This window comes from Streptomyces sp. NBC_01723 (genome assembly GCF_036246005.1).
In the GTDB taxonomy this organism is placed as follows: Bacteria; Actinomycetota; Actinomycetes; order Streptomycetales; family Streptomycetaceae; genus Streptomyces.
The window spans coordinates 8416656-8440744 of record NZ_CP109171.1; the positions used below are offsets into that span (position 1 = coordinate 8416656).

Here is a 24089-nt window from a genome sequence, read left to right on the forward strand (position 1 = left end):
ACCCCGTGGGCACCGGAGAGAGCGGAGCACCCCCACATGTCCTCCTCACTCCCCGCCGGACGGGCGAGAACCGCACTGTGCGCCGCGGTCGCCGCGGCCGCACTGGCCCTCACCGGCCAGCCGTCCCCGGCCCTCGCCGCACCCGCGCCCAACGCACCGGACGACTCCGTCAACCAGGCATTCGCACGCGCGGCCGTCGCCTACGACGTCCCCCGGGACCTGCTGGTCGCCGTCGGCTACGGCGAGACCCGCCTGGACGGCCACGACGGCCTGCCCAGCCAGGACAACGGCTACGGCATGATGCACCTGGTCAGCAACCCGGAACGGCACACCCTGGAACAAGCCGCACGACTCACCGGCGAGAGCGTCGCCGACCTGAAACGCGACAGCGACGCCAACATCCGCGGCGGCGCCGCCGTGCTGCGCGCCCTGGCCGACGAGGCCGGCCTCGACGCCGAGGACCGGGACCGCCTCGGCGCCTGGTATCCGGCCGCCGCCCGCTACGGGGCCTCCGGCAGCGACGCCGCCGCGCGCCTGTACGCCGATGCCGTCTACGACGTCCTCGGCGACGGCGTCCGGACCCGCGTGGACGGCGGCGAGCAGGTCACCGTCGCCCCGCGCGAGGTCCGGCCCCAGCGCGGAGAGTACGCCGGGACCGACACCGGTGCCGGGGCGAGCGCGTCCGCCGACTACCCGCCGGCCCTCTGGAACCCGGCGTACTCCGGCAACTACACCGCGGGCCGCAACTCGGCGATCACCACCGTGGTCGTCCATGTCACGCAGGGCTCCTACGCGGGCTCCATCAGCTGGTTCCAGAACCCGTCGGCTCAGGTCAGCGCCCACTACGTGGTGCGGTCCTCCGACGGCCAGATCACCCAGAGCGTCCGCGAGGGCGACACCGCCTGGCACGCGCGCTCGGCCAACCCCTACTCCGTGGGAGTGGAACACGAGGGGTACGTCAGCGACCCCGCCTGGTTCACCGACGCCATGTACCGCTCGTCGGCGGCGCTGACCCGTCACCTCACCGACAGGTACGGCATCCCCCGGGACCGCGCGCACATCGTGGGACACAGCGAGGTGCCCGGCAACGACCACACCGACCCCGGCCCGCACTGGGACTGGGCCTACTACATGAGCCTGGTCCGCGGCGACGACGGCGGCACGGGCACCCCGTTCCCGACGTGGGGCACGGACGTGAGCGTCCGTCAGCAGCCGACGACGGACTCCGCCCGGGTGGCGAGTCTGCCCGGCCCGACCTCCGTCCGCGTGGCCTGCCAGGTCCACGGCGGGCTCGTCGAGTACGACGGCTACAGCAACGATGCCTGGTCGTACCTGCCGGACTACGGCGGATACGTGTCCAACATCTTCATCGACGTCGACGACGCCTGGCTCCCAGGAGTGCCCACATGCTGACCCCTCCCACCCCGCGCCCGGGTTCCGTCCCGCGCCGCGGGGCGCGTCCCACGCGTGCCCTGACCGGCACCGTGTGCCTGCTCGCCCTCGCCGGCACGGCACTGGCCGCGGCTCCCGCGCCGGCCGCCGACACCACCGCCGCGCCCGCCTCGGAGTCCTGGCGCCCCGACCTGTCCCCGGCAGGCGGCGACGACGTCAACGTGCGGTACGGGGAGGGCGCCCTGCGGGTGCGGGACGGCTCCGTCAGCCCCGCCTCCCTGGACCGGGACCGCGGCTACGCCTCCGCCGTCCTGGAGACCCACCACGTGGAACGGCCGGTGAACCGGGTCACCGTGGACCTCGACGCGACCGTGCCCGAGGCGGCGGACGTCGAGGTCGACGTGCGCGGACGGGCCGCCGACGGAACCTGGACCGAGTGGCGGCGGGCGGCGGCCGGCAGCCCGGCGCGACTGCCGCGCGACGTCGTCGACGTCCAGGCCCGGCTCACCCTGTGGAACGCCGAGGGCGAGGCCACGGCCGCCGTCCGCGCCCTGACCCTGACGGCGGACGACACGGGCAGCGTCTCAGCCGGGTCCGCACCGACGGCCGCCGCCTTCTCCGCCCGCGTCTACGCCACCCGCGAGGGCCTCGTCGGCCACACCACGGCCAACGGCCACGTCATCAAGGCGAACGACCACTTCGTGGCGCTCCCCTCCCGGAGGGCCCTGTCGCCCAAGGGCAGCGGACAGTACTCGGTGCAGGTGTGCGGTCCCGCCCGCTGCGAGACGGCGCCGGTGTGGGACGTCGGCCCGTGGAACACGCACGACGACCATTGGAACCCCTCCACGCAGCGCGAGCAGTGGAAGGACCTGCCGCGCGGCCGGCCCGAGGCACAGGCGGCGTACGAGGACGGCTACAACGGCGGTCGCGACGAGTTCGGCCGCCAGGTCGCCAATCCGGCCGGCATCGACCTGGCCGACGGCACCTTCTACAACGTGGGCCTCAACGACAACGGCTGGGTGACCGTCACCTACCTGTGGACCGACGCCGGCGGAGACACCACGTCGTTCCCGACCTGGGGCACCGACGTGAGCATCCGTCAGCAGGCGACCACCGGCTCCACCCGGGTGGCGAGCCTGGCCGGACCGACGACCGTCCGGGTCCGCTGCCAGGTGCACGGCGAGCTGGTGAACCACGACGGATACAGCAACGACGCCTGGTCCTACCTGCCCGACTACGGTGGCTACGTCTCCAACATCTTCATCGACGTCGCCGACTCATGGCTCCCCGGCGTGCCCACCTGCTGAACGGCCCCGTCCAGCAGCGCCGACCCCAGTGCGGTACGCCGGTGCAGTACCCGGTTGCCCTCGCGGCGGGTCGCCACCAGCCCCGCCTCACGCAGTACGGCGGCGTGGCGGCTCGCCGTGGACGGTGCCAGGCACAGCGCCGCGGCGAGCGACGTCGTGGTCATCGGCGTCTCCAGCGACTCCAGCATCCGGGCCCGCGACGGCCCGGTCAGCCGGTCGACGGAGGGCCTCGCCGCACCGGCGCGCAGGCGCGGCAGCCAGCCCGGCTCCGGGCGCAGCGGGTGCACCAGCACCGGCGGCAGCGACTCGTCCACCAGGGCCAGCGGCGTCCGTACGCAGAAGAAGGCGGGCACCAACGTCAGCGGGCGCCCGCCCAGCCTGAGCGACCGGGGCTCGGGGTAGGGGGCGGCGAGCAGGGTGCCGTCCTGCCGCCAGCCCGGCAGGTCCGTGTAACTCGCGAGCAGGGCCTCGGCGCCACCGCTCAGCGCCGCCTCGGCACGCCGGGCGCGGTCCTCCCCGGCCCGGGCACGGATCACGGGCAGGTAGGGCGCCACGGCCACGGCGTGGTAGCGGCGCAGCGTGCCGCCCAGCCAGCGCAGCGCGGTCGCGTCCCCGGAGGCCACCCACCGCACACTGCGCGGCACCGGGCCGCGCGGGTCCGCGCAGAGCCGGGTGAGTTCGGCGACGAGTCTGCTCCGGGGTGTCGAGCGCACCCGGTCCACGCCCTGCGCCAGGTCCAGGTCGCCGCGACCGGGCGTCAGGAAGTCCGGGAAGTACCCGGTGGGCGGGCACAGCCGCATCAACGCCCGTACGTCGCCGGCGAGTCCACCACGGTGCAGGGCGCCGCGCACCTCGCGCCGCCAGGGGTCGTAGGCCAGGGGCTCCTGGCTGGTCTGCAGCAGGTGGAGGCTCAGCACCGTCTCCCACAACGGGTCGGCGCCCCGGGCCACGCGCATCCGGGTCAACGCGCCCTCGTCGAAGTCCACGTGAAGCACCGTGCCTCCCCCTGCCGACCGCGGTCACGGCTCAGCAGCCGCCACAGTTGTAGTAGGTGACGTCCCAGTGGTTGCCCTCGTCGGCGTAGACGTTGCCCGAACCGGACCGCCACTGCGGAGCGCCGTCGCCGCGCAGGCCGATGTAGGTGAAGGTGTTCTTGATGTAGTTGCCGACACAGGTGTACTTGCCGAAGTCGAGCTTGTAGCCGTTCCAGTGCGAGTAGGTGCCTGAGGCGTGCCCGGTCTCGGTACCGCCGGTGATGTTCAGCGCGCACCCGCTGGCCCGCTTGAGGGTCTGCGCGCCCTGCGCGGTGGCGAGGTTGAGCTGGTCGAACGACGTACAGGTGCCGTTGTTCCGGTTGGAGCAGTTGCCGGAGGACGACCAGGTGATGCCGACGTCGCGGAACATCGACGTGGCGGTGGCGTGACTGATCTTCGTGGCCGCGAAGGCGTCGCCGGCGCCGGCGACGACGACCGCGCCCGGTGCGGCGACCAGGGCGAGCGCCGTGACGACCGCCCGGATGCGCGTGGTTGGAGACCTCATGATGGAACCTCCATGCAGAACGTCATGCTTCCTGTGGGGTGGTTGAGCATGCGGTGCAGCACGATGGTGCCCGAGGTCTACGCGCGTACGCCATAGGGCGTCAGTGGTGGGCAGCCGTCAGCCGGGCGTGAAACGCACCGGGGTTCCGGTCGCGGCCTGCGCCGCCGCCGCGAGGGCCGGTTCCGCGACGACCGCGACGACCGGGTAACCCCCGGTTGTCGGATGGTCGTGCAGGAAGATCACGGGGCGCCCGTCCGGCGGGGCCTGAACGGCGCCCAGAACCATGCCCTCGCTGGGCAGTTCGCCCGTCGCGGCGCGTTCCAGCGGCGGGCCCTCCGTGCGCAGGCCGATGCGGTTGCTGTGCGGCGAGACGCGGTAGGCGGCCGACATGAGGGTGCGCAGGGCGGCCGGGGAGAACCAGTCGGCGCGGGGGCCCAGGCGTACCGGCAGGACCAGTTCGGCGGGCGGACCTGGCCAGGGGGCGGTCATGGGCGGCGGCACCGTTCGTGCGGGCGTGCCCACCGGGAGGACGTCGCCGTCCCGCAGAGGGAGAGGCCCCAGCCCGGACAGGAGGTCGGTCGAGCGGCTGCCGAGGACGGCATCGACGGCGATGCCCCCGGCGACGGCCACGTACGACCTGACCCCCGTGGCGGCCGCCCCCACGTCCAGGACCGCGCCCGCGGGCACCCGCACCGGGGCGCCCCAGGCGGCGGGCCGCCCGTCGACGGTCACGGGGCAGGGCGCGCCGCCGACGACCACGGTGACGCCGCGGTCGGCCCGCAGGGCGCACCCGGTCAGCGTGGTCTCCAGGACGGCGGTGTCCGGATCGTTGCCCAGCAGTCGGTTGGCGAGGCGCATCGCCGGCGCGTCCAGCGCTCCGGAACGCGGCACGCCCAGGTGGGCGTGGCCGGGCCGGCCCGCGTCCTGCACGGTGGTGAGCGCCCCGGCGCGCACGGTCGTGAACGTGGCCGTCATGCGGCTGCCTCCCTCGAGGCGCCGTCCGCTGTGACAAATCGCACCCGGGTCCCCGGCGTGAGGAGCGCCGCACGCCCACGCGCCGGATCCCACAGCGGCCGCGGGTCCGGCATGGTACCGATCAGCTGCCAGCCGCCCGGCGTGGAGCGCGGGTACACCGCGCTGTAGGGGCCGGCCAACGCGACCGCGCCGGCCGGCACGCGGGTCCTCGGTGTGGCCCTGCGGGGGACGTGGAGGCGAGGTGGCAGGCCGGTGAGATAGCCGAAGCCGGGCGCGAACCCGCAGAACGCGACCCGGTAGGTCCGGGAACCGTGCAGGGCGGAGACCTCGTCGGGAGCGACTCCCCACAGAGCCGCCACGTCGGCCAGGTCCGGACCGTCGTAGCGCACGGGAACCTCCACCACGTCCCCGTCGTCGTCGGGGACCGGCGGTACCTCCCACCCGGCGACCTCGCGGCCCAGCGCCTCCGGGTCCGGCACCCCGTCGAGCAGCACGGTCCGTGCCCCCGGGACCACCTCCGTCACCGGCGGCAGGGTCCCGGCGGCGCGCCGGGACAGCACTTCGGCGTGGAAGGCCGCGGTGTGTTCGGCGTCGGGCAGTTCGACGAGGAGCGCGTGGCGGCCGGCGGGGCGGGCCGAGCGGGACCGGGCGTCCGTCACGCGAACGCCCCGATGCCGGTCCCGGCCGCCTCCAGTGCCTCGCGCACCCGGGCCGCGATCCGGGCCGCGCCCGGGGTGTCGCCGTGCACGCACAGCGAACGGGCGGCGACCGCGACGGTCGTGCCGTCCACCGCCTCGACCTCGCCCCGCACCGCGAACCCCAGCGCACGGCCGACCACCGCGTCCGCGTCGGTCACCACGGAATCCGCCTCACCGCGGGGGACGAGGGTGCCCCGCGCGGTGTAGGCGCGGTCCGCGAAGGCCTCCGGGACACCGGTGAGCCCCGCCTCCCCGGCGGCGTCGAGCAGTCGCGAGCCCGGCAGGCCCAGCACGGGCAGCGCGCCGCCCGCCAGCCGGACCCCCGCCACGACGGCGCGGGCCTGCTCGGCGTCGTGGACGGTGCGGTTGTAGAGCGCGCCGTGCGGTTTCACGTAGGCCACCTCGGACCCGGCGGCCTCGGCGAACACCCTGAGGGCGCCGATCTGGTAGGCGACCTCGGCCGCCAGCTCGCCCGCCGGTACGTCCATGGCGCGCCGTCCGAAGCCCGCCAGGTCGCGGTAGGACACCTGCGCCCCGATCCGGACCCCGCGCTCGGCGGCGAGGGCGCAGACGCGCCGCATCACGGAGGGATCGCCCGCGTGGAAGCCGCAGGCGACGTTGGCGCTGGTGACGACGGAGAGCAGGGCGTCGTCGTCGGTGAGGGTCCAGCGGCCGAAGCCCTCGCCGAGGTCTGCGTTGAGGTCGATCACATGCCGAAAGTAGACGATCGTTGAACGATCCGACAAGGCGCGATGGTGGCCGTCCAAGCGGACGAGGGAAATCCACCTCTTGTTAGATCGTTGAACGATCGCTAGTGTCCGTGCATCTGCCACGTATCTGGAGCTATGGTCCGGGGACCGCTGAAGCCACGGCTCCGAAAGCTCCGGATCCGTGCTGCCCCGCCCCCTCATGCCTGAAGAAGGCCACCGAATGATCGTTCTCCTCGGTGTGGTCGTGGTGATCCTCGGATTCGTCACGCGCCGCAACCCCGTCCTCGTGGTGGGCGTCGCCGGTATCGTCACCGGACTGCTCGGCAGGATGGACCCTCTGGAGGTCCTCGCGGCCTTCGGCCGGTCCTTCGCCGACAGCCGCTCGGTCACCGTCTACGCCATCGTGCTTCCGGTGATCGGCCTGCTGGAGCGCTACGGCCTGCGCGAACAGGCCCGAAATCTCATCGGGCGCCTGGGCCGGCTCAGCGCCGGCCGGTTCCTCACCGTCTACCTGCTGGTCCGGCAGGTCACCGCGGCGTTCGGGCTCAACAGCATCGGCGGCCCGGCCCAGACCGTGCGGCCCCTGGTCGCGCCCATGGCCGAGGCGGCCGCCGAACGCTCCACGGGGGCCAAGCTGCCCGAGCGCTGGCGCGAGAAGGTGCGCTCCTACTCGGCGTCGGCCGACACCGTGGGTGTGTTCTTCGGCGAGGACTGCTTCATCGCGATCGGCTCGATCCTCCTGATCACCGGCTTCGTGAACTCGACGTACCACCAGGACATCGAACCGACCCAGCTGGCCCTGTGGGCGATCCCGCTGGCCGTCTGCGCCTTCGTCATCCACGGTGCCCGGCTGCTGCTCATGGACCGGCAGTTGGAGCGCGAGATGGCGGTCGCCGCCGCCGAACACGACCTGCCGCTTCCCGAGGGGGCCGACAAGTGATCAAGGTCGAGTGGCTCTACTGGCTGATAGGTCTCGTCTTCGTCGTCATGGCCGTGCAGATGGCCGCCGACCGCAGCAACCCCAAGCGGTGGACGTCCGCCGCGTTCTGGGGACTGCTCGGTCTCACCTTTCCCTACGGCACCGGCGTCGCCAACGCCACCGCGAAGAACGGCGACTGGACCCTGCCCGCCGAACCGCTCGGCGTCGCGGTCCTCGCCCTGATCGTGCTCGCCGGCTTCAACTTCCTCGGCAAGGGCGTCCCGGTCACCACCACCGGTGAGCAGCGCGAGGCCTCCGCCGCCCGGCTCGGCAACAAGATCTTCGTCCCGGCGCTGACCATCCCGCTCGTCGCCATCGTCTGCGCCTCGGTGCTGGACGAGTCCGGCCTGTTCGAGACCGGCAAGGCCACCCTCCTGGGACTCGGCCTCGGCTGCGTCGTCGCGCTCGTCGTCGGCATGCTGGTCACCGGCGAGAAGAAGCTGTCCGTCCCGGTCCACTCCGGCCGCTCCATGCTGGAGGCGATGGGCTCCGCCCTGCTGCTGCCCCAGCTGCTGGCCGTGCTGGGCTCGATCTTCGCCGTCGCCGGCGTCGGCGATCAGGTCGGCGACATCATGAACAAGGTCCTCCCGGACGACTCCAAGTACCTCGCCGTCATCGCGTACTGCGTGGGCATGTTCCTGTTCACCGTCATCATGGGCAACGCGTTCGCCGCGTTCCCCGTCATGACGGCGGCGATCGGCTGGCCCGTACTGATCCAGCAGATGCACGGCAACGAGCCGGCCGTCCTCGCCATCGGCATGCTGGCCGGGTTCGCCGGCACCCTGTGCACCCCGATGGCCGCGAACTTCAACATCGTCCCGGCCACACTGCTCGAACTGAAGGACCAGTACGGCCCGATCAAGGCACAGCTGCCGACGGGCATCGCCCTGCTCGGCTGCTGCACCGTCATCATGGCGCTCTTCGCCTTCTGACCCCGGCCACCCGACCCGCACGGCAAGGAACGCCCATGACCCGCGTCCTCATTACCGGCTTCGCCCCCTTCGGCGGCGAACGCGTGAACCCGTCCTGGCAGGCGGCGACCCTGGTGGCCGCCGAACCGCCCGCCGGGCTCACCGTCACCGCCGCCGAACTGCCCTGCGTCTTCGGCGAGTCCCTCGACGCCCTGCGCGACGCCGTCCGGGCGGCCCGCCCCGACCTGGTCCTCTGCCTGGGCCAGGCGGGCGGCCGCCCCGGCGTCACCGTCGAACGCGTCGGCATCAACGTCGACGACGCACGCATCCCCGACAACGCCGGCGGACAGCCCATCGACGAACCGGTGGTCCCGGACGGCCCCGCCGCCTACTTCTCCACCCTTCCCGTCAAGGCGTGCGTCGCCGCGATGCGCGAGGCGGGCGTCCCGGCCGCCGTCTCCAACACGGCCGGCACCTTCGTCTGCAATCACGTGGCCTACGGCCTCGGCCACCTCATAGCCACCGAGTTCCCGCACGTGAGGGGCGGGTTCGCGCACGTGCCCTGGGCGCCGGAACAGGTCGCCGACGGCACCGCCCCGTCGCTGCCGCCCGCCACCGTCGCCCACGGTCTGCGCGCCCTGCTGGCCACCGCGGCCCGCACCCCGGCCGAGCACGACCTGAAAGTCACCGAAGGAGCCACCCACTGATGCCGCTCGGCGCCCACGCGGCCCCGTTCGCCAGGATCGCCCTGGCCAACATCACCCGCGCATACCCCAACTTCCCGGCCCACCTGATCACTTCCGCGCGGGAGAACCCCGCGCCCACCTCCCTGCACCCCGCCTTCTACGGCGCCTACGACTGGCACTCCTCGGTGCACATGCACTGGCTGCTCGTCCGGCTGCTCCGCCGCCACGGCGGCACCCCCGAACTGCCGGACACCGCACCGGCCCTCGACGCGCTGGACCGCCACCTCACCCCCGACAACCTGGCCGCCGAGGCCACCTACCTCCGCGACCACCCCGCCTTCGAGCGGCCCTACGGCTGGGCGTGGCTGCTCGCCCTGGCCGCCGAGTGCCGCGCCCACGGCGGACCGGCGGGCACCCGCTGGACCGGGGTACTGGCCCCCGCCGTCACCGCGGTCGACGAGCTGCTGGCCGGCTGGCTGCCCAAGGCCACCTATCCCGTACGCCACGGCAACCACCCCAACAGCGCGTTCGCGCTGAGCCTCGCGCTCGACTCGGGGGAACTGTCCGCCGGGACCGACCGGGCCGTCCGGGATCGTCTGCTCACCTGGTTCGCCGACGACCACGACGCGCCCGCGCACTGGGAGCCGTCCGGACAGGACTTCCTCTCCCCGGCGCTGACCGAGGCCGACGCGATGCGCAGGGTGCTGCCGCAAGACCGGTTCGCGGCATGGCTGGACCGCTTCCTGCCCGCGCTCGCCTCCGGTGCGCCCTGCCCGCTGCTGGAGGTGCCGGTGGTCTCCGACCACGCCGACCCGCAGATCGGCCACCTGCTCGGCCTGACGCTCAGCCGTGCGGCGGCGCTGCGCGCCCTCGCGGACGCCCTGTCCGACGGCCCCGTCCGCGCCCGCCTGGACGCGGCGGCGCAGGCACACCTCGCGGCGGGCATGCCGGCGGTGGAGCGCGGCGACTTCACCACCGACCACTGGCTGGCCACGTTCGCCGCCCTGGCCCTCGACCCGGTCGCCCGGCCCTGACGCCGGGTCACCCGCTCCGGCGGCGGACCGGCATCATCGTCTCGACCGCCGCCTCCTGCCCGAGGTGGTCCAGGACCAGCCCGTTGACCAGGGCCGGCTTCTCCAGCGGCACCAGGTGGGAGGCACCGGGCAGCACGGCAAGCCGCGCGTCGGGAAGCGCGCGGTACAGGGCGGTCGTGTGCTCCAGCGTCATCAGGTCGTCGTCGCCGGTCACGACCAGGGTGGGCGCGGTGATCCGGCCCAGCTCGCGCTCGGTGAGGGTCGGCTGGGTGCGCCACATGTCGATCATCTTCACCGCCACCACCGGCCAGTGGTCCGCACCGTCCGGCGACACGGGCTCGTACATCTCGCGGAAGAACGCCATGTCCGGACTGTCGGGCGTCATCGCGTCGAGCATGCCCGGCTCGACGAAGCACTCTCCGCCGGGCCGGAAGTTGGCCCCGATCAGCACGACCCGGCGCACCAGGTCCGGCCGGGCGAGGGCGACGAGCAGCGCGACGACGGCCCCGTCGCTCCAGCCGACCAGGTGCGCGGGCGCGGCCACCACCGTTTCCAGGAACGCCACCGTGTCGTCGGCCATGTCCTGGTACGTCAGCGGCCCGTCGACGTCGGGGGTGTGCCCGTGGGCGCGCCGCTCGGGCAGCAGGACACGGTACGCGGCGGCGAGATCGGCGCGCTGCGCTCCCCAGGTGTCATTGGTGCAGAAGCCGCCGTGCAGCAGGACCAGCGGATCGCCGGTCCCCTCGCTCTCGTACCAGGTCCTGACGCCAGGAAGGTCCGCGTAGTCACCCATCGTCCAGGCCCTCTCCGGCAGGCTGCCAGTTCCGGCCAGTGTCCGCCGGGACATGGGCGGCTGCAACGCGGGGGCGGTGCGGCGCCCTCGTGGGCCGCGCTCAGTCCTCCGGCCGCAGCAGGCCCCGACGGTAGGCGGGCACCAGGTGCTGCGGGACCCGGTGGGTCACCCCGTCCACCGTCACGGGCACCAGGGCGGGCGTGCTCGCCTTCCACTGGGCGCGGCGGTGGCGGGTGTTGCTGCGGGACATCTTGCGCTTGGGAACGGCCATGGAACGGGTCCTCTCGGGAGACGGCCGACGGAGCTCCGCGCGCCCGGCGCGCGACGGAGCAGGGCCGGTCCCCGACGCTACATGAAAATCATGTTCATTGGGAATCGGATGCGACCCGCCGCACCGCCCGCACCAGCGCTTCGACGCCCGCCTCCGCCTTGGACCGGGGGCACCCGACGTTGAGCCGTACCAGACCCGGGGAGCCGTAGGCGGCCCCCGGCATGACGGCCACCTTCTCCACCTCCACCAACTCGCGCTGGAGCGCGTCGTCGTCGATCCCTAGGGGGCGCAGGTCGATCCAGGCCAGGTACCCGGCCTGCGGGGGCTCCCAGCCCAGCGCCGGGAACGCCGCGCGCAGCCGGTCCGCGACCATCGCGAGATTGCCCCCGAGGTACCCGCGCAGGGCGTCCAGCCAGGGTGCCCCGCTCCGGTACGCGGCGATGTGCCCGACCAGCGACAGCACCGCGGGGGAGGAGAGCCCGTCGGCGTCCTTGAGCTGCCGCAGATACGCCTCGCGGGAGGGCGCGTCGCCGATGATCCCGTAACTCCCGCTCAGCGCAGGGATGTTGAACGACTTGGATGCCGAACTGAGCACGGCCCAGCGGCCCTCGCCGCCGTGCCGGGCCCACGGGCGGTGCACGTGCGGGGCGTACGCCAGGTCGGAGTGGATCTCGTCGCTGACGACCGCGACGCCGTACCGCGCGCACAGCCGGGCCACCCGGTCCAGCTCCGCCTCGGACCACACCCGGCCCGTGGGATTGTGCGGCGAGCACAGCAGCAGCACGGCCGTGTCGGGGAGGGCCAGGAGCCGTTCGAACTCCTCCCAGTCGTCCAGGGGGCACTCCCGCAGCCGGCGCCCGTTGGCCGCCACCGTCTTCGGAAAGGCGTCATACATCGGGGTGTGCGCGACCACGCCGTCACCGGGCCGCGACCACAGGCGCAGCAGCTGCGAGACCTGATAGACGACGGAAGGGGCGTACACGATGGCATCCGGGTCCACCTCCGTGCCGTGCCGCGTGGCGTACCAGTGCGTGATCGCGGAGAGGAAGTCGCTCTGGCGCCAGCGCGAGTAACCGAGCACTCCGTGGTCCAGGCGGTCGCGGAGCGCGGCGAGGATCTCCGGGGCCGTCTCGAAGTCCATGTCGGAGATCGTGAAGGGCAGCAGGTCCGGCACGCCGAACCGGTCCTGGACGTAGTCCCACTGCGTGCACCAGGTGCCGCGCCGGTCCACCGGCGTGTCGAAGTCGTAGGGCGGTGACGAGGCCATGGTCAGCCCACCGGGATCATCGTGGCGATGGCGTCCTTCACCGACTGCACCTGCGGGCCGATGATGACCTGCACGCTGTGTGCGTCGAGCTTGACGACCCCCACGGCACCCAGCTTCTTCAGCCGTGCGTCGTCGACCCGTTCGGCGTCCTCGACCGTCATGCGCAGGCGGGTGATGCAGTTGTCCAGGGATCGGATGTTGTCGGCGCCGCCGATCGCGTCGAGGATGGCGACGGCGTCGTACTTCCCCGCCACCAGCTCACGCGGGGGCGCGGCCTTCTCGGCGGAGCCGGCGGGCGCCGCGCCGTCGTCCTCGTCCCGCTGCTCCGCGTCCTTCTCGGCGCCCTCGTCCGGGTCGTCCTCGCGGCCGGGAGTCTTGAGGTCGAAGCGCCTGATGGCCCAGCGGAAGAGGAAGTAGTACACCGCGAACCACACCGCCGCGATGACCGGAATCAGGTACCACTTGGTCGTCGAGCCCTGGAGCACGCCGAAGACCAGCCAGTCGATGACGTTGCCGTCGGTGTTGCCGATGTAGACGCCGAGCACGGCCGCCGTGAGGAATCCGAGACCGACGAGGACCGCGTGGACGGCGTACAGCCACGGGGCGACGAAGAGGAACAGGAACTCCAGCGGCTCGGTGATGCCGCCCACGACGCAGGCGACGACGCCGGACACGAGCAGGGCCTTGATCTCCGGGCGCATCCGCCGCTTCGCGCAGTGGTACATCGCCAGCGCGGCGCCCGGCAGACCGCCCAGGTAGGCCGCCATCTTGCCCTGGGAGAGGAAGTGCGTCGCGTCCGTGACGGCGGAGCCCGGCGCGGCCGAGCAGTCCAACTGGGCGTAGAACATGTTCAGGGCGCCGGAGACGTGGTCGCCGCAGACGGCACCGGAGCCGCCGACGTCGGTGAAGCGGAACATGGCCACCAGGATGTGGTGCAGCCCGATCGGCCGCAGCAGGACCTCTCCCATGCCGAGAAAGAAGGGCCCGAAGACCCCCGTGTGCCCGATGCCCCGGCCTACGGCGGTGATCCAGCCGTTGAACGTCGGCCAGACCAGCGGGATGAGGAGACCGAGCACGCTCAGGGCCAGGGCGGAGACGATCGGGACGAAGCGCAGCCCGCCGAAGAAGGCGAGCGCGTCGGGCATCCGCTGGGTACGGAAGCGCCGGTGGAGCAGGCTGACAACGATGCCAACGGCCACGGCGCCGAGCAGTCCCGTGTCGATGGACTGCACGCCCAGCACGTCGGCTATGCCGTAGTGCTCGATCGCCTTCTCGTCCTCGAAGTCGACGCCCTTCGCGGTGAGATAGAAGTTCACCGCGAGGTTCATGGCGGCGAAGCCGACGAAACCCGAGAAGGCCGCCACCCCCTTGTCCTCACGCGCGAGACCGAGCGGAATCGCCATCGCGAAGAGCACCGGGAGGAACGTGAAGGCGACCAGACCGGTGTTGGCCATCCAGGTGAAGACGAGGTGCCAGCCCTCGCCCCTCAGAAAGGCAACGTTGTCAGTGACCGCCTCGCTGGACAGGGAGGAGCCGATGCCGAGCATGATGCCGCAGAACGCGAGCAGGGCCACCGGGAGCATGAACGTCTTGCCGAGCCCCTGGAGGAATTCCCAGAGTGCGGCCTTGGTCTTCTGCATGTGTACGGAACTTTCGAGCCTGAGGGGGGACGGACCCGTCCGTCCGCCGCACGGATCACATCACAGCAGGTTGGGGGCTGTCCACGGGTCGGCGACCCGCGGGCCGGGTCAGCTCGATGTCTCCACGCGCACCCCGGCGAGCCGGCCGCACCAGCCGTCCTCGGGGGAGGCTGTCGGAGCAGCGGAGGTACGGCCCGTCGTCGGCGCCGCCGGCCCTGTCGAGCGGCTCGGCGACGTTCAGGCTCCACTGCCCGCACGGGAGTGCGGCGTCCGGTGGGGGTTCCCGTGAGGTGGGAGGGGATGGTTGTGGAGGAGGCGGAAATGGCGGGTGTCGAGGGGTGGTTGGGCTCGGCGGAGGCGATGGCGTCTCGTCACGTCCGGTGTCCGCGCGCCCACCGGACGTTTACACGCCGGTGTGCGGGACATCGGAGGTGTGGCCGCGCGTGCGGGCGCGGTCGTGGCCCGCAGCCGGTCGTCCGCCGGTGAGTGAAGGTGTGCGTATGCGTGAACGGTTGAGTGAGCAGCGAGTGGCGTCGGCGCCGCAGTGGGAGAACCTTTTCCTGGCCCCGGCCTACCGGGGCGAGGCGGCGGAGAGGGCCGAGGAGGACTGGCAGGAGGGGACGGCCGCCGTGTCGGTGGGCCGACGGCGTAGGCAGGGAGGGCGCCGCGTCTCCCGTCCGGCTGCCTGACCCGGCGTCCCGGACGGTACCGGGAGGGTGGGGCGGGCGGACGGCGGCGACGGCGTGGCGAGCGTCAAGGAGCGGCGGGGTGCGGCCGGGTTCAGGCCGCGTCCGCCGGCGGGAGCCCGGCGAGAAGCGGGCTCCACGGGCCCGCCGGGTACATCCGTGCGGCCAGTCGCAGCAGGTGCAGCGGCTGGGGCTGCGGGCCGGTCAGGGTGAGGCTGCCGCCACTCCGGCGGACGGTACGGTGCTGGTCCTCCAACAGGTGCAGCCCCGTGGAGTCCATGAAGACGACCTCGCGCAGGTCCCAGGTCACCGAGGTGACCGAGGCCGGCAGCGAGTCCGCCGCGGTGTACAGTCCGGGGCGGGTGTCCTGGTCGATCGCTCCGCGCGGAGATATCACGGCACGGTCGCCGTCAATTGTGATGGGGATGCTCATGCTCGCCCCCCTTCATGGGGGTCGTGTGAGTCCACCACCTGCGACAGCCCGGCCGGATGGTCGCGGCCGTGCGGTGGCAGATCCGGTTTCCCGTGGTGAGGGCAACGCCCGGATCCGATGGCCCCCTCAGGTCCAGAGGGAAGGTCGGACTCTTGTCCCACCATCCTCTCACGAGCCGTCAAGTGCCCACCTTCAGGCGTATGTCGAGCGTGATACGCCGGGGGCCGGCATTGAACTGGTGGGGTGGGGGCAGGAGGTAGGGACAAATCGGGCCGGGATGGCTTTCCCGGTGGTCTACCGGGAGGTTTGTGATGGATTCGCACGGCGGGGATCTGACGCGGACACCCCCCGAGGGGGTGGCGCCGCTCGTTCCGCGGGCTCCGGGAGGTTCGCCGCCGACGACGGCGGGTGAGGCGCGGGACACCGTCCGGCGACTGCTCGACGACCATTACGGGGTTCGGGGCGAGCCGTCCGGCACCGAGGTGGCGGACGCGCTGCTGGTGACCAGCGAGTTGGTGACCAACGCCAACCGGCACGGCGGCGGTCTCACGGCGTTCAGCGCACATGTCGTGCATGGTGAGCTGATGCTCCAGATCACCGACCGCAGCCCGCTCTCGCCCCATGTGCTGGAGGCGGAGCACAGCACGCCGGGCGGCTTCGGCTGGGCGCTGGCGAGCCGTCTGTGCCGCACCCTCTACGTCCGGCCGCTGCCGCACGGCGGCGGCAAGACGATAGTGGCCTGCCTGCCGCTGTGACGTTCCGCAGTCGACCTCTCCGGGCTCGTCTTCGGCGACTCCGCCGTCCTCAACGCTCTTCTCCGCGCCCACCGCCGGCTGCCCGCTCTGATCATCGCGGGGCCGCTCAGGCCGACGGTGCGGCGTCTGTTCACACTCTCGGGGCTCGACGGCGTCTTCACGACGGCCCCCGACACCGGGACCGTCGTGAAGCGGCTCACCGCACCCTGAGGGCCGGCGGCACTACGGCCGGGCGGCGCAGGCGAGATCGCGCTCGGGGCGTTCCCCGGTGGTCAGGAAGGCCGTCGCCGCGTCGTTGGCGCACGTGTTGCGGCCGTAAGGATAGACGCCGTGGCCGCCCTGGTCGGCGGTCACCATCGTGGCCCGCTCGCCGAACGCCCGCCGGAGTTTCCGGGCGCCGGCCAGCGGGGTGCCCGGGTCGCGCTCGTTCTGCAGCATCAGCACGTTCGAGGGCCCCCGGCCGGTGATGCGCACCGGCGGTTCGGTCCGCTCCCTCGGCCAGAAGGCGCAGGGGTTGATGCTCGCCGTGGAGCCGCCGAGCATCGGGTACTTGAGCCGGTCGACGGCGACGTTGCGCTGATACTGGCGGACCGCACCCGGCCAGCGCGAGTCACCGCAGACCACGGCGAAGCGCGAGGCCAGCAGGTTCTCCAGGGTCGCGGGCGGTTCGGGGACCGGTAGTTCGGCACCCGTGTCGACCGCCTGCCAGAACTCGGCGAGCTTCGGCATGGAGCCGTCCGCGTAGAGCTGTTCGAAGGTGTGCCCGCGGAAGGCGATCCCGTTGACGCCCTGCACGGGCTCGGTGTCCAGCCGCTCCACCAGTTCGTAGAACTTGGCCTTGATCTGCCCCGGCGTGGAGCCCAGACCGTACTCGGGGTGGGCGGCGGCGAACGCGGCGAAGTCGGGGAAACGGTCCTCCATTCCCCGGGCGAGCAGCCGCATGGCCGTGATGTCGTACCCGCCGGGCCCCATGTTGCTGTCGAGGACGATGCGGTCGCCGCGCCGCGGGAAGAGCGTCGCGTAGACCGCGCCGAGGTAACTGCCGTACGAGGCGCCGAGGTAGGAGACCTTCTTCTCGCCCAGGGCCGCGCGCAGGCGGTCCATGTCCCGCGCGGTGTTGGCGGTGGTGGTGTGCGGCAGCATCCACGCCGTCCGCGAGCTCGCGCACTGTTCGGCGATCTTCCGCGCGTACGGGACCTCGCGGGTCACGTCGGCCGCGGTGCGCGCGTACGGAGGGAAGTTGCCGCGCCACTGCTGTTCCTGCGTCAGGTCACAGGTCACGGGTGCGCTGCGGCCGACCCCGCGCGGGTCGAAGCCGATGATGTCGTAGGAGTCGAGGACGCTGCGCGGTAGGCCCGAGGCGGCGAGGACGGCCGGATACGTCAGTCCCGACCCGCCGGGACCGCCCGGGTTGGTGATCAGGACGCCACGCCGCCGGGACGGCTTCTCGCTCGCCAGCCGGGAGACGGCGATCTCGATCCGCCGGCCGTCCGGATCGCGGTAGTCCAGCGGGACTTCGAGGGTCGAGCACCGCAGGCGCGGCACGTCGGCGCCCTCGGGGCACGGGCCCCACTCCAAGGTGCTCGGTGGTGGTGTCCCGGTGTCGGCCGCCGACGAGGCGGCCGCCGGCAGCGCGGTGGCCGCCAAGGCTGCGGCGGTGAGGGCCAGGGACATACTTCGGCGCATGAGGTGTCCTCCTGTGGGGGGCCGGACCGGCACGTGACGAGTCTGCGCACCGGCTCCGGCCGGCACATCGGCCGTGCGGACGTCCTCAGCCCCGACCGTGGGCCAGGCAGGGATCAGACCTGGGTCCGAGGCGGGTTGGTCCCCGGTCGGACCCACCGGTCGTACGAGGGCCTGCCGGCAGGCCTCTCACCTGGTCGGACCGTCGTCCGACGTGAGCCTCGACTCACGGACGAAGTCGGCAGGCATGGGGTGGGAAGGGCGGGGTACGCCCTGCAAGGTCAATTTCACGGTCCGGCGACCGCCGGAGCGATGCGGAGGGTAAGAATGATGGCGACGACCGTGCAGGCGGCAGGGTGCCGCGCCGCGATGCCGGAAGTGGCGGATCCGTCCAAAGTGGCGCCCAAGGACGCCCGGGAGCTGTCGAGACTGTTCTTCGACCAGCTGGCCGTGCTGGAGGAGGGCACGCCCGAATACCAGTACGCGCGCAACACCCTCATAGAGATGAACATGTCGCTGGTCCGGTTCGCGGCCGGCCGGTTCCGCAGCCGCGGCCCGGAGGAGATGGAGGACATCGTCCAGGTCGGCATGATCGGTCTGATCAAGGCGATCGACCGGTTCGAGATATCGCGCGAGGTGGAGTTCACCTCATTCGCCGTGCCGTACATCGTCGGCGAGATGAAGCGCTTCTTCCGGGACACCTCGTGGGCCGTGCACGTCCCGAGGCGCCTTCAGGAGGCCCGTGTCCAGCTGGCCCGCGCCACCGAGGAGCTGCGCAGCCGGCTCGGGCGCACTCCCACGACCAGGGAGCTGTCCGAGCTGATGAGCCTGCCGGAGGAGGAGGTCCGCGAGGCGCGGCTGGCCTCCAACGGCTACAACTCCTCGTCCCTGGACGCGGCCATCAGTGGCAGTGAGGACGGCGAGGGGGCCCTGGCCGACTTCATCGGCACCGACGACGCCGCGCTGGCGCTCGTGGACGACTTCCACGCGCTCGCCCCGATGATCGCCGAGCTGGACGAGCGGGACCGGCAGATCATCCACTGGCGCTTCGTCGAGGAGCTGACCCAGAAGGAGATCGGCGAGCGGCTCGGCGTCTCGCAGATGCACGTCTCCCGGCTGATCTCGCGCCTCCTGGGACGCCTGCGGGAGGGCATGCTGGCCACCAACTGAGCCCTGTCGTCACGGTCTTGACCGAAGGGCGGCGTGTCAGCGGGTCTCCTGTGCGACGGGACCCGGTGTGCCCCGCCCCATGCCCGCCCTCTCGCCCGCCCTGGGACGGCCCGGGGCGGGCGTTCGCGTGTTCGCGGACCGGGGGCTGCGCCCAGCGGCCCTCACCGCCCGGTCCGGCTCCTCGGCCCCGTACCGCCGTCCCGTACCGCCTCCCTACGGCCGGGGGCGAGGTCCTGCACACCGATCACGCGCAGCAGTGCCAGCCGCTCGTACGCCGGTGTGCCTGGACGCGCGGAGTGGACGATCAGCTGCTGGCTGTGGCCGTCGCTGAGCAGTACCTCGCAGTCGAGATCGAGGACGCCGACGACCGGATGAACGAAGGTCTTCGGCGACGGGCGGCGCACCACCACGTCGTGCTCCAGCCAGAGCGCCTCGAACTCCGCCGACCGGGAGCGGAGTTCGGCCACGAGGGCGGCCGGGCCCGGGTCGTCGGGGCGGGCCGCGGTGACGGCTCGCAGGCACGCCACGTGTGCCCGGGTGTGCTGGGCGTGGTTCTCCGGTGGCGCGATGTCCCGCGAGCCGGGGACCGTGAACCAGCGCCGGATGAGGTTCGTGCCGGTGTGCTCACCGGTGAGGGCGACGGACATCGCGTTCTGCGCCAGCATCACGCCCCAGTCGCTCACGACCGCGGCCGGCAGGTCGTGCAGGCGGTCCAGGATCAGCAGCAGGCCCGGGCGGACGTGATCCGAGGAACCACCGGGCCGGGGCGGTTCCTCGCCCGCGAGGTGGAACAGGTGGTCCCGCTCGGCGTCCGTGAGGCGCAGCGCGCGGGCGAGAGCGGTCAGCATCTGCCGGGAGGGGTGCGACCCGCGCCGCTGTTCCAGACGCGCGTAGTAGTCCGTGGACATCCCTGCCAGGAGCGCGACCTCCTCGCGGCGCAGCCCGGGAGTACGGCGTCGTGGGCCGGCGCTGAGACCCACGTCCCCCGGGTTGAGACGGGTGCGGGCGCGCCGCAGGAAGTCGGCCAGACCGGTGCGATCCATGGCTCCAGCATCCCTCCCGACCGGGCCGGGTAACCAGGGAGAGCCGCTCCCTGGATGACCGCGTCTCTCCCGCCGCGGCCGTGGCGGCGCCACGCTTCGGACATGGATACGACATATGAGGAGGCGGCCATGCTGACCCTGGTGACGGGAGCGACGGGGCAGGTGGGACGGCGGTTCGTGCCGAGGCTGCTGCAGAGCGCGGCCCCCGGAGAGCGGCTGCGGGTGCTGGTACGGGACGCGGCGCACGGCGAGCGTCTCGCCGCGCTCGGGGCCGAGGTGCTGGTGGGCGACCTGCGCGACACGGGGGTGCTGGGCAGGGCCACGGCGGGCGTGGACGCGGTGGTCAACGTCGCCGCCGCGTTCCGCGGTGTCCCGGACGAGGAGGCGCGGGCGGTCAACCACGACGCCGCCGTGGAGCTGGGCCGGGCGGCGGCCGCCTCGGGGGTGGGGCGGTTCGTCCAGGTCAGCACCGGACTGGTCTACGGCGCCGGGAGGGGCAGGCCGCTGGTCGAGAGCGACGAGACCGTGCCGGGCACGCATCTGTGGGGCGCCTATCCCGAGTCCAAGTGGGAGGCGGAGCGCGCGCTCGCCCGGCTGGACGGCCTGAGGGACCTGCGCATCGCCCGGCTGCCCTTCGTCTACGGCGAGGGCGACCCGCATCTCACCGACGTGATGGCGTGGGCTCCGCGGTGGCCCGCGATGCAGCGCCTGCACATGGGTCACCACGTGGACGTGGCGCAGGGCCTCCGAAGGCTGCTGTACGCGCCGGGCGCGCGGGGCGTCTACAACATCGCGGACGACGCCCCGGTCACCACGGTCGACCTGTTCCTGCTGAACGGTCTTCCCGTGCCGGGGGAGGTCCATGACCGCGAGACCACGGATCCCTGGCACGGCGTGCTGTCCACCGACCGCATCCGGCGCGAGCTCGGCTACCGGCCCCTGGTCCCCTCGGTGTGGACGGCGAGGGAGGCCGGACTGCTGTGAGCCGGTGCCCGGTGCCTGCCGTGGTCTCGCCCGCTCAGGGCGTCACGGCGACGGGACCGGCGGACGCAGCGCGTCCATGACGAGGTCGAGGAGCCGGCCGGTGCGCGACGGGTCGTCCTCGGCGGCCGTCAGCCCGCGGTGCACGCCGCGGCCCGGTCCCTCGGTCGCGCGCCGGCCCAGGTGGGTCTCGCCTGGCTGCTCCACCATGCACCCAACGTGCTGCTCATCCCGGGCACCGCCGATGCCGCCCACTTGGTCGCGAACATCGAGGTGGGCGAAGTCGCCCTCGACAGCGCGGCTCTCGCCTCCCTGGATGCCGTCCGGAGCCGTTACGCGGACGTGCCGCTCGGCTGAGCGTTCCGGGCCGGCACGCTCCGCCGGTGCTCTTGGACGTGACCCCGCGTCAGGCCGTGCGGAACCGGAAGGCCCCGGTCGCGCCGCCCAGGCTCAGCCACATGTGCCCCTCCTCGGGCACCATGCGCAGGGCGACGCGTGAGCAGGCGGGGCAGCGGGCGGTGAGGCCCGGTTCCGGGCCGTAGACGTGCAGTTCGGCCAGCGGGCCCGAGCGGCCGCAGTCGGGGCAGCGCCACCAGGCGGTGGTGGCTTCCGCGCGCAGGATCTCCGAGAGGGGGCCGGCGAGGCGGTTGCCGTCTTGATGGGTCCCGGACGGACGGCCGGTGTCCTGTGCCATGAGCGTCTCCCGTGGGTGCGTGCGGTTCACCCGAACCGCTCGGTGCGGATGTCGGCGGCGGGCCGCCCCAGACCGACGAGCAGGTCGGCGACGGACTCCACGAAGCCGGTGGGGCCGCAGACGTACACGGTCCCGGGCCCGGTCGGCGTCGTGCCGAGGTCGGCCGCCGAGACACGTCCCGGCGGTCTCACCTCGCCGCGAGGCGCGCGCCGGGTGTAGAGGACGCGCACGTCGAGCCGGTCGTCCCGGGCGGCGAGTTCCTCGCGGTACCAGACCTCGTCGGGACCGCGCACCGAGTACAGCAGGCTGAACGCACTGTCCGAGCGCACCGCGCGGTGGGCGCGGAGCATCGCCGTGACCGGCACGACCCCCGACCCGCCCGCGACCAGCAGCACCGGACCGCTCTGCCCGGTCCGCCACACGAACCACTGGCCGAGCGGCCCGCGCAGCTCCACCCGCGCGCCCGTCGGCAGCACGTCGGCCAGGTAGGGCGACACCTCGCCGTCCCGGACGGCCTGGACGCCCAGCTCGACCCGCTCCCCGTCGGCGGGGGCGGCCAGGGAGTAGCTGCGCACGGCCTGGTAGCCGTCGTCCGCGGTCAGCCGCACGTCGACGTGCTGCCCGGGCAGGTGGCCCGGCCAGCCGGGTACGTCGAGGACGAGGGTGCGGCCGGTCGCGGTCTGCGCGCGGCGCTCCACGAGCCGGGCACCGAACCAGTGGCCCGCCACGCTCAGTCGCCCCAGTTGCGCTGCTCGCGCCAGGGGTCGCCGTAGTTGTGGTAGCCGACCGACTCCCAGAAGCCCGGCTCGTCCTCGACCGTGAGGCGCAGGCCGCTCACCCACTTCGCCGACTTCCAGAAGTACAGGTGTGGCACGAGCAGGCGGGCGGGTCCGCCGTGTTCGGGGGAGAGCGGGTAGCCGTCGTAGGTGTGCGCCACCCACGCCCGGCCGTCGAGGACGTCCTCCAACGGGAGGTTGGTGGTGTAGCCGCCGTACGCCTCGGCCACCACGTGGTCGGCCGCGGTCTCGACGTCGTCGAGGAAGGCCGTAAGGGGCACGCCCCGCCAGTGGGTGTCGAACTTCGACCACCGGGTCACGCAGTGGATGTCGTGCACCGTCTCCTGCTGCGGCAGCGCCATCATCTCGTCCCACGTCCAGCTGTGCGTGGCACCCGTCTCCGTGGTGAGGGTGAAGGTCCACGTCTCGGTCGGGACGCGGGGCGTCGGGCCGGCCGAGAGCACCGGGAAGGACTCGGTGGGGTACTGACCGGGCGGCAGCCGGTCGGCGAGGGCGCGGGGGCGTCCGTGGAAGCCGGGTGAGAAGGAGGTCACAGCGGCGTCCTCCCTTCGGAGGTTCCGGATGGCACGCCCTCCCCAGTGTGGTCGCCTCCCGGGACACCGGCCACTCGTGCACGATGCCAAGGTCGTGTCCGCAAAGTCCTTCCCCCCAGCCTCCGGCCGGGAGGTGCCTCAGCCCCGCGGCGCCCGGCACGCACTCTCGCCGTACCGGGCGAAGCTCCGAGTGCGCCCGGTACGAGGGGCTGCGTCCGGCACGCCCGTCACAACGTCCCGGGACGGCACACCTAGGCGCGCGCGGCGTCCGTCCGCACGAAGTCGAGGACGAGGGAGACCACTCGCTCCGGGAACTGGTGGTGCGGGTAGTGCCCGGCGCCCTCGATCATCTCCAGGCGCCCGAGTCCCGGGGGGAGGGCGTCGACGACGGCCGTGCCCTCGGCGCGCGGGTCGGCCCAGTCGGGGTCCAGCGTGCCCATCACCACCAGGACGGGGCAGCGCACGTTGGCCAGCTGCGCGCCGGCGTCGCCCGGGGTGCTGCGGCCCATGCCCTGGAGGGCTTTCATGCGGCCGGGCTCGCGCAGCATCGCGTCGATCCGGCCCGTCCGCTCCGCCCAGTCGGCCGGCTTCGGGCCCGGATAGGCGACGTCGAGGTACGAGCGCCACAGCGGCCGGCTGCCGAATACGCCGGCGCCGAGCAGCCGCAGCATGCCCCGCCGCACACGCCGTACGCGCAGATCGCCGAGGCGGACCGACTGGGCTCGCGTGAACGGCGCCAGCTCCACCACCGAGGTGATCAGCGAGGGCTCGCGGGCCGCCGCGACCGTGGCGGCGCCGCCGGAGATCGAGTGGCCGACGAGCACGGCCGGGCCGCCCAGATGACGCACCACGGCGAGCAGGTCGCCGGCGATGTCGGTGCGGCTCCAGGCCGGCCAGTCGACGCTGGATTCGCCGCAGCCGCGCAGATCGACCGTGGAGACCCGGAAACCGGCCTCCACCAGGGGCGGGACCACGGCACGGTAAGCGGCGCGGCTGTCGCCCATGCCGTGCGCGAGGACGATCAGCGGCCCAGAGCCCGACACCTCGTATGCGATCGTGCCGCCGTCGACGGCCAGGTACTCGGTCATGACACTCCCCGTGGTGAACCAGCA

The 24089-nt window shown here is 72.9% G+C and carries 27 protein-coding genes and 1 pseudogene; 11 read left to right on the plus strand and 17 right to left on the minus strand.

Annotation, left to right across the window (positions count from 1 at the left end; genetic code table 11):
• Window positions 1-36: 36 nt before the first annotated feature.
• Both OIE75_RS39075 and OIE75_RS39080 read left to right on the plus strand, forming a co-directional pair.
• Window positions 37-1413 (plus strand): N-acetylmuramoyl-L-alanine amidase, encoded by a 1377-nt coding sequence (locus OIE75_RS39075; RefSeq protein ID WP_307017074.1) that lies wholly within the window; start codon window positions 37-39, stop codon window positions 1411-1413.
• On the plus strand, window positions 1407-2699 hold the full coding sequence (locus OIE75_RS39080; RefSeq protein WP_329473759.1) for a hypothetical protein: 1293 nt from the start codon (window positions 1407-1409) through the stop codon (window positions 2697-2699). Before OIE75_RS39075 ends, OIE75_RS39080 begins: the two co-directional genes overlap by 7 nt.
• Here OIE75_RS39080 and OIE75_RS39085 read toward each other — a convergent pair.
• The 5 genes from OIE75_RS39085 to OIE75_RS39105 form a co-directional block, all read right to left on the minus strand.
• Window positions 2636-3694 (minus strand): winged helix-turn-helix domain-containing protein, encoded by a 1059-nt coding sequence (locus OIE75_RS39085; protein WP_329473760.1) that lies wholly within the window; start codon window positions 3692-3694, stop codon window positions 2636-2638. The two genes, OIE75_RS39080 and OIE75_RS39085, sit on opposite strands and share 64 nt — an antisense overlap.
• A gap of 31 nt (window positions 3695-3725) precedes the next feature.
• Window positions 3726-4238, minus strand: coding sequence for a hypothetical protein (locus OIE75_RS39090; RefSeq protein ID WP_329473761.1), 513 nt, complete (start codon window positions 4236-4238; stop codon window positions 3726-3728).
• 117 nt (window positions 4239-4355) lie between these two features.
• Window positions 4356-5213, minus strand: coding sequence for a biotin-dependent carboxyltransferase family protein (locus OIE75_RS39095; protein WP_329473762.1), 858 nt, complete (start codon window positions 5211-5213; stop codon window positions 4356-4358).
• Window positions 5210-5872 (minus strand): 5-oxoprolinase subunit B family protein, encoded by a 663-nt coding sequence (locus tag OIE75_RS39100; RefSeq protein WP_329473763.1) that lies wholly within the window; start codon window positions 5870-5872, stop codon window positions 5210-5212. Before OIE75_RS39100 ends, OIE75_RS39095 begins: the two co-directional genes overlap by 4 nt.
• Window positions 5869-6621 carry a LamB/YcsF family protein gene (locus tag OIE75_RS39105; RefSeq protein WP_307018298.1) on the minus strand — a complete coding sequence of 251 codons (753 nt, stop codon included), beginning with the start codon at window positions 6619-6621 and terminating at the stop codon, window positions 5869-5871. Before OIE75_RS39105 ends, OIE75_RS39100 begins: the two co-directional genes overlap by 4 nt.
• Before the next feature lie 220 nt (window positions 6622-6841).
• On the opposite strand from OIE75_RS39105, the gene OIE75_RS39110 reads away from it, so the two are divergent.
• From OIE75_RS39110 to OIE75_RS39125, 4 genes are read left to right on the plus strand one after another with little or no spacing between them, the layout of a single operon-like run.
• A complete protein-coding gene (locus OIE75_RS39110; protein WP_307017085.1) occupies window positions 6842-7561 on the plus strand; it encodes a DUF969 domain-containing protein in 720 nt (239 codons plus the stop codon).
• Window positions 7558-8532, plus strand: a complete 975-nt coding sequence (locus tag OIE75_RS39115; RefSeq protein ID WP_307017087.1) for a DUF979 domain-containing protein — start codon at window positions 7558-7560, stop codon at window positions 8530-8532. The genes OIE75_RS39110 and OIE75_RS39115 overlap by 4 nt, the downstream gene beginning before the upstream one ends.
• Before the next feature lie 35 nt (window positions 8533-8567).
• Complete coding sequence (gene pcp, locus OIE75_RS39120; RefSeq protein ID WP_307017089.1) at window positions 8568-9218, plus strand: pyroglutamyl-peptidase I; 651 nt, start codon at window positions 8568-8570, stop codon at window positions 9216-9218.
• Window positions 9218-10231, plus strand: coding sequence for a DUF2891 domain-containing protein (locus OIE75_RS39125; protein ID WP_329473764.1), 1014 nt, complete (start codon window positions 9218-9220; stop codon window positions 10229-10231). Before pcp ends, OIE75_RS39125 begins: the two co-directional genes overlap by 1 nt.
• A 7-nt stretch (window positions 10232-10238) precedes the next feature.
• Here the strand turns inward: OIE75_RS39125 and OIE75_RS39130 are convergent, their stop codons facing one another.
• From OIE75_RS39130 to malX, 4 genes are all read right to left on the minus strand, one after another.
• On the minus strand, window positions 10239-11024 hold the full coding sequence (locus tag OIE75_RS39130) for an alpha/beta fold hydrolase (protein ID WP_307017093.1): 786 nt from the start codon (window positions 11022-11024) through the stop codon (window positions 10239-10241).
• Window positions 11025-11124: 100 nt separating this feature from the next.
• Window positions 11125-11295, minus strand: a complete 171-nt coding sequence (gene rpmF, locus OIE75_RS39135; protein WP_125491536.1) for a 50S ribosomal protein L32 — start codon at window positions 11293-11295, stop codon at window positions 11125-11127.
• Between the two features lie 94 nt (window positions 11296-11389).
• Window positions 11390-12562 (minus strand): MalY/PatB family protein, encoded by a 1173-nt coding sequence (locus tag OIE75_RS39140; protein ID WP_329473765.1) that lies wholly within the window; start codon window positions 12560-12562, stop codon window positions 11390-11392.
• Between the two features lie 2 nt (window positions 12563-12564).
• Complete coding sequence (malX, locus tag OIE75_RS39145; RefSeq protein ID WP_329473766.1) at window positions 12565-14202, minus strand: maltose/glucose-specific PTS transporter subunit IIBC; 1638 nt, start codon at window positions 14200-14202, stop codon at window positions 12565-12567.
• 500 nt (window positions 14203-14702) lie between these two features.
• On the opposite strand from malX, the gene OIE75_RS39150 reads away from it, so the two are divergent.
• Window positions 14703-14891, plus strand: coding sequence for a hypothetical protein (locus tag OIE75_RS39150; RefSeq protein WP_329473767.1), 189 nt, complete (start codon window positions 14703-14705; stop codon window positions 14889-14891).
• A 91-nt stretch (window positions 14892-14982) separates the two neighbouring features.
• Here the strand turns inward: OIE75_RS39150 and OIE75_RS39155 are convergent, their stop codons facing one another.
• Window positions 14983-15321 (minus strand): STAS domain-containing protein, encoded by a 339-nt coding sequence (locus tag OIE75_RS39155; protein ID WP_307017103.1) that lies wholly within the window; start codon window positions 15319-15321, stop codon window positions 14983-14985.
• Between the two features lie 311 nt (window positions 15322-15632).
• On the opposite strand from OIE75_RS39155, the gene OIE75_RS39160 reads away from it, so the two are divergent.
• Window positions 15633-16076, plus strand: a complete 444-nt coding sequence (locus tag OIE75_RS39160; RefSeq protein WP_329473768.1) for an ATP-binding protein — start codon at window positions 15633-15635, stop codon at window positions 16074-16076.
• Between the two features lie 222 nt (window positions 16077-16298).
• On the opposite strand, the gene OIE75_RS39165 is transcribed toward OIE75_RS39160, so the two are convergent.
• Window positions 16299-17762 carry an alpha/beta hydrolase gene (locus OIE75_RS39165; RefSeq protein WP_329473769.1) on the minus strand — a complete coding sequence of 488 codons (1464 nt, stop codon included), beginning with the start codon at window positions 17760-17762 and terminating at the stop codon, window positions 16299-16301.
• Window positions 17763-18086: 324 nt separating this feature from the next.
• Here OIE75_RS39165 and OIE75_RS39170 point away from each other — a divergent pair, with 324 nt between their 5' ends.
• Window positions 18087-18929, plus strand: coding sequence for an RNA polymerase sigma factor SigF (locus tag OIE75_RS39170; RefSeq protein WP_393564243.1), 843 nt, complete (start codon window positions 18087-18089; stop codon window positions 18927-18929).
• Between the two features lie 161 nt (window positions 18930-19090).
• Here the strand turns inward: OIE75_RS39170 and OIE75_RS39175 are convergent, their stop codons facing one another.
• Complete coding sequence (locus OIE75_RS39175) at window positions 19091-19972, minus strand: helix-turn-helix transcriptional regulator (protein WP_329473771.1); 882 nt, start codon at window positions 19970-19972, stop codon at window positions 19091-19093.
• Window positions 19973-20101: 129 nt separating this feature from the next.
• Here OIE75_RS39175 and OIE75_RS39180 point away from each other — a divergent pair, with 129 nt between their 5' ends.
• Window positions 20102-20956, plus strand: coding sequence for an NAD-dependent epimerase/dehydratase family protein (locus tag OIE75_RS39180; protein WP_329474158.1), 855 nt, complete (start codon window positions 20102-20104; stop codon window positions 20954-20956).
• A gap of 42 nt (window positions 20957-20998) precedes the next feature.
• On the opposite strand, the gene OIE75_RS39185 is transcribed toward OIE75_RS39180, so the two are convergent.
• On the minus strand, window positions 20999-21163 hold the full coding sequence (locus tag OIE75_RS39185) for a hypothetical protein (RefSeq protein WP_307017112.1): 165 nt from the start codon (window positions 21161-21163) through the stop codon (window positions 20999-21001).
• Between OIE75_RS39185 and OIE75_RS39190 the strand changes: the two are divergent.
• Window positions 21086-21310 (plus strand): annotated as a pseudogene (locus tag OIE75_RS39190) (aldo/keto reductase); the annotation flags it as partial. The gene OIE75_RS39185 and the pseudogene OIE75_RS39190 sit on opposite strands and share 78 nt — an antisense overlap.
• Window positions 21311-21359: 49 nt before the next feature.
• On the opposite strand, the gene OIE75_RS39195 reads toward OIE75_RS39190, so the two are convergent.
• The 4 genes from OIE75_RS39195 to OIE75_RS39210 form a co-directional block, all read right to left on the minus strand.
• Window positions 21360-21647, minus strand: coding sequence for a DUF6510 family protein (locus tag OIE75_RS39195; RefSeq protein WP_307017114.1), 288 nt, complete (start codon window positions 21645-21647; stop codon window positions 21360-21362).
• Between the two features lie 26 nt (window positions 21648-21673).
• A complete protein-coding gene (locus OIE75_RS39200; RefSeq protein ID WP_329473772.1) occupies window positions 21674-22375 on the minus strand; it encodes a ferredoxin reductase in 702 nt (233 codons plus the stop codon).
• 2 nt (window positions 22376-22377) lie between these two features.
• Window positions 22378-22977, minus strand: coding sequence for a molybdopterin-dependent oxidoreductase (locus OIE75_RS39205; RefSeq protein ID WP_329473773.1), 600 nt, complete (start codon window positions 22975-22977; stop codon window positions 22378-22380).
• A 251-nt stretch (window positions 22978-23228) separates the two neighbouring features.
• Window positions 23229-24065 (minus strand): alpha/beta fold hydrolase, encoded by an 837-nt coding sequence (locus OIE75_RS39210; protein ID WP_307017120.1) that lies wholly within the window; start codon window positions 24063-24065, stop codon window positions 23229-23231.
• Between the last annotated feature and the right edge of the window lie 24 nt (window positions 24066-24089).

Bases quoted from the DNA above. Each gene is read 5' to 3' on its own strand.
- OIE75_RS39075 (WP_307017074.1), top strand. From the start codon at position 37: ATGTCCTCCTCACTCCCCGCCGGACGGGCGAGAACCGCACTGTGCGCC.
- OIE75_RS39080 (WP_329473759.1), top strand. From the start codon at position 1,407: ATGCTGACCCCTCCCACCCCGCGCCCGGGTTCCGTCCCGCGCCGCGGG.
- OIE75_RS39090 (WP_329473761.1), bottom strand. From the start codon at position 4,238: ATGAGGTCTCCAACCACGCGCATCCGGGCGGTCGTCACGGCGCTCGCC.
- OIE75_RS39095 (WP_329473762.1), bottom strand. From the start codon at position 5,213: ATGACGGCCACGTTCACGACCGTGCGCGCCGGGGCGCTCACCACCGTG.
- OIE75_RS39110 (WP_307017085.1), top strand. From the start codon at position 6,842: ATGATCGTTCTCCTCGGTGTGGTCGTGGTGATCCTCGGATTCGTCACG.
- pcp (WP_307017089.1), top strand. From the start codon at position 8,568: ATGACCCGCGTCCTCATTACCGGCTTCGCCCCCTTCGGCGGCGAACGC.
- OIE75_RS39125 (WP_329473764.1), top strand. From the start codon at position 9,218: ATGCCGCTCGGCGCCCACGCGGCCCCGTTCGCCAGGATCGCCCTGGCC.
- OIE75_RS39130 (WP_307017093.1), bottom strand. From the start codon at position 11,024: ATGGGTGACTACGCGGACCTTCCTGGCGTCAGGACCTGGTACGAGAGC.
- rpmF (WP_125491536.1), bottom strand. From the start codon at position 11,295: ATGGCCGTTCCCAAGCGCAAGATGTCCCGCAGCAACACCCGCCACCGC.
- OIE75_RS39140 (WP_329473765.1), bottom strand. From the start codon at position 12,562: ATGGCCTCGTCACCGCCCTACGACTTCGACACGCCGGTGGACCGGCGC.
- malX (WP_329473766.1), bottom strand. From the start codon at position 14,202: ATGCAGAAGACCAAGGCCGCACTCTGGGAATTCCTCCAGGGGCTCGGC.
- OIE75_RS39150 (WP_329473767.1), top strand. From the start codon at position 14,703: ATGCGTGAACGGTTGAGTGAGCAGCGAGTGGCGTCGGCGCCGCAGTGG.
- OIE75_RS39155 (WP_307017103.1), bottom strand. From the start codon at position 15,321: ATGAGCATCCCCATCACAATTGACGGCGACCGTGCCGTGATATCTCCG.
- OIE75_RS39160 (WP_329473768.1), top strand. From the start codon at position 15,633: ATGGATTCGCACGGCGGGGATCTGACGCGGACACCCCCCGAGGGGGTG.
- OIE75_RS39165 (WP_329473769.1), bottom strand. From the start codon at position 17,762: ATGCGCCGAAGTATGTCCCTGGCCCTCACCGCCGCAGCCTTGGCGGCC.
- OIE75_RS39170 (WP_393564243.1), top strand. From the start codon at position 18,087: ATGATGGCGACGACCGTGCAGGCGGCAGGGTGCCGCGCCGCGATGCCG.
- OIE75_RS39175 (WP_329473771.1), bottom strand. From the start codon at position 19,972: ATGGATCGCACCGGTCTGGCCGACTTCCTGCGGCGCGCCCGCACCCGT.
- OIE75_RS39180 (WP_329474158.1), top strand. From the start codon at position 20,102: ATGCTGACCCTGGTGACGGGAGCGACGGGGCAGGTGGGACGGCGGTTC.
- OIE75_RS39185 (WP_307017112.1), bottom strand. From the start codon at position 21,163: ATGGTGGAGCAGCCAGGCGAGACCCACCTGGGCCGGCGCGCGACCGAG.
- OIE75_RS39195 (WP_307017114.1), bottom strand. From the start codon at position 21,647: ATGGCACAGGACACCGGCCGTCCGTCCGGGACCCATCAAGACGGCAAC.
- OIE75_RS39210 (WP_307017120.1), bottom strand. From the start codon at position 24,065: ATGACCGAGTACCTGGCCGTCGACGGCGGCACGATCGCATACGAGGTG.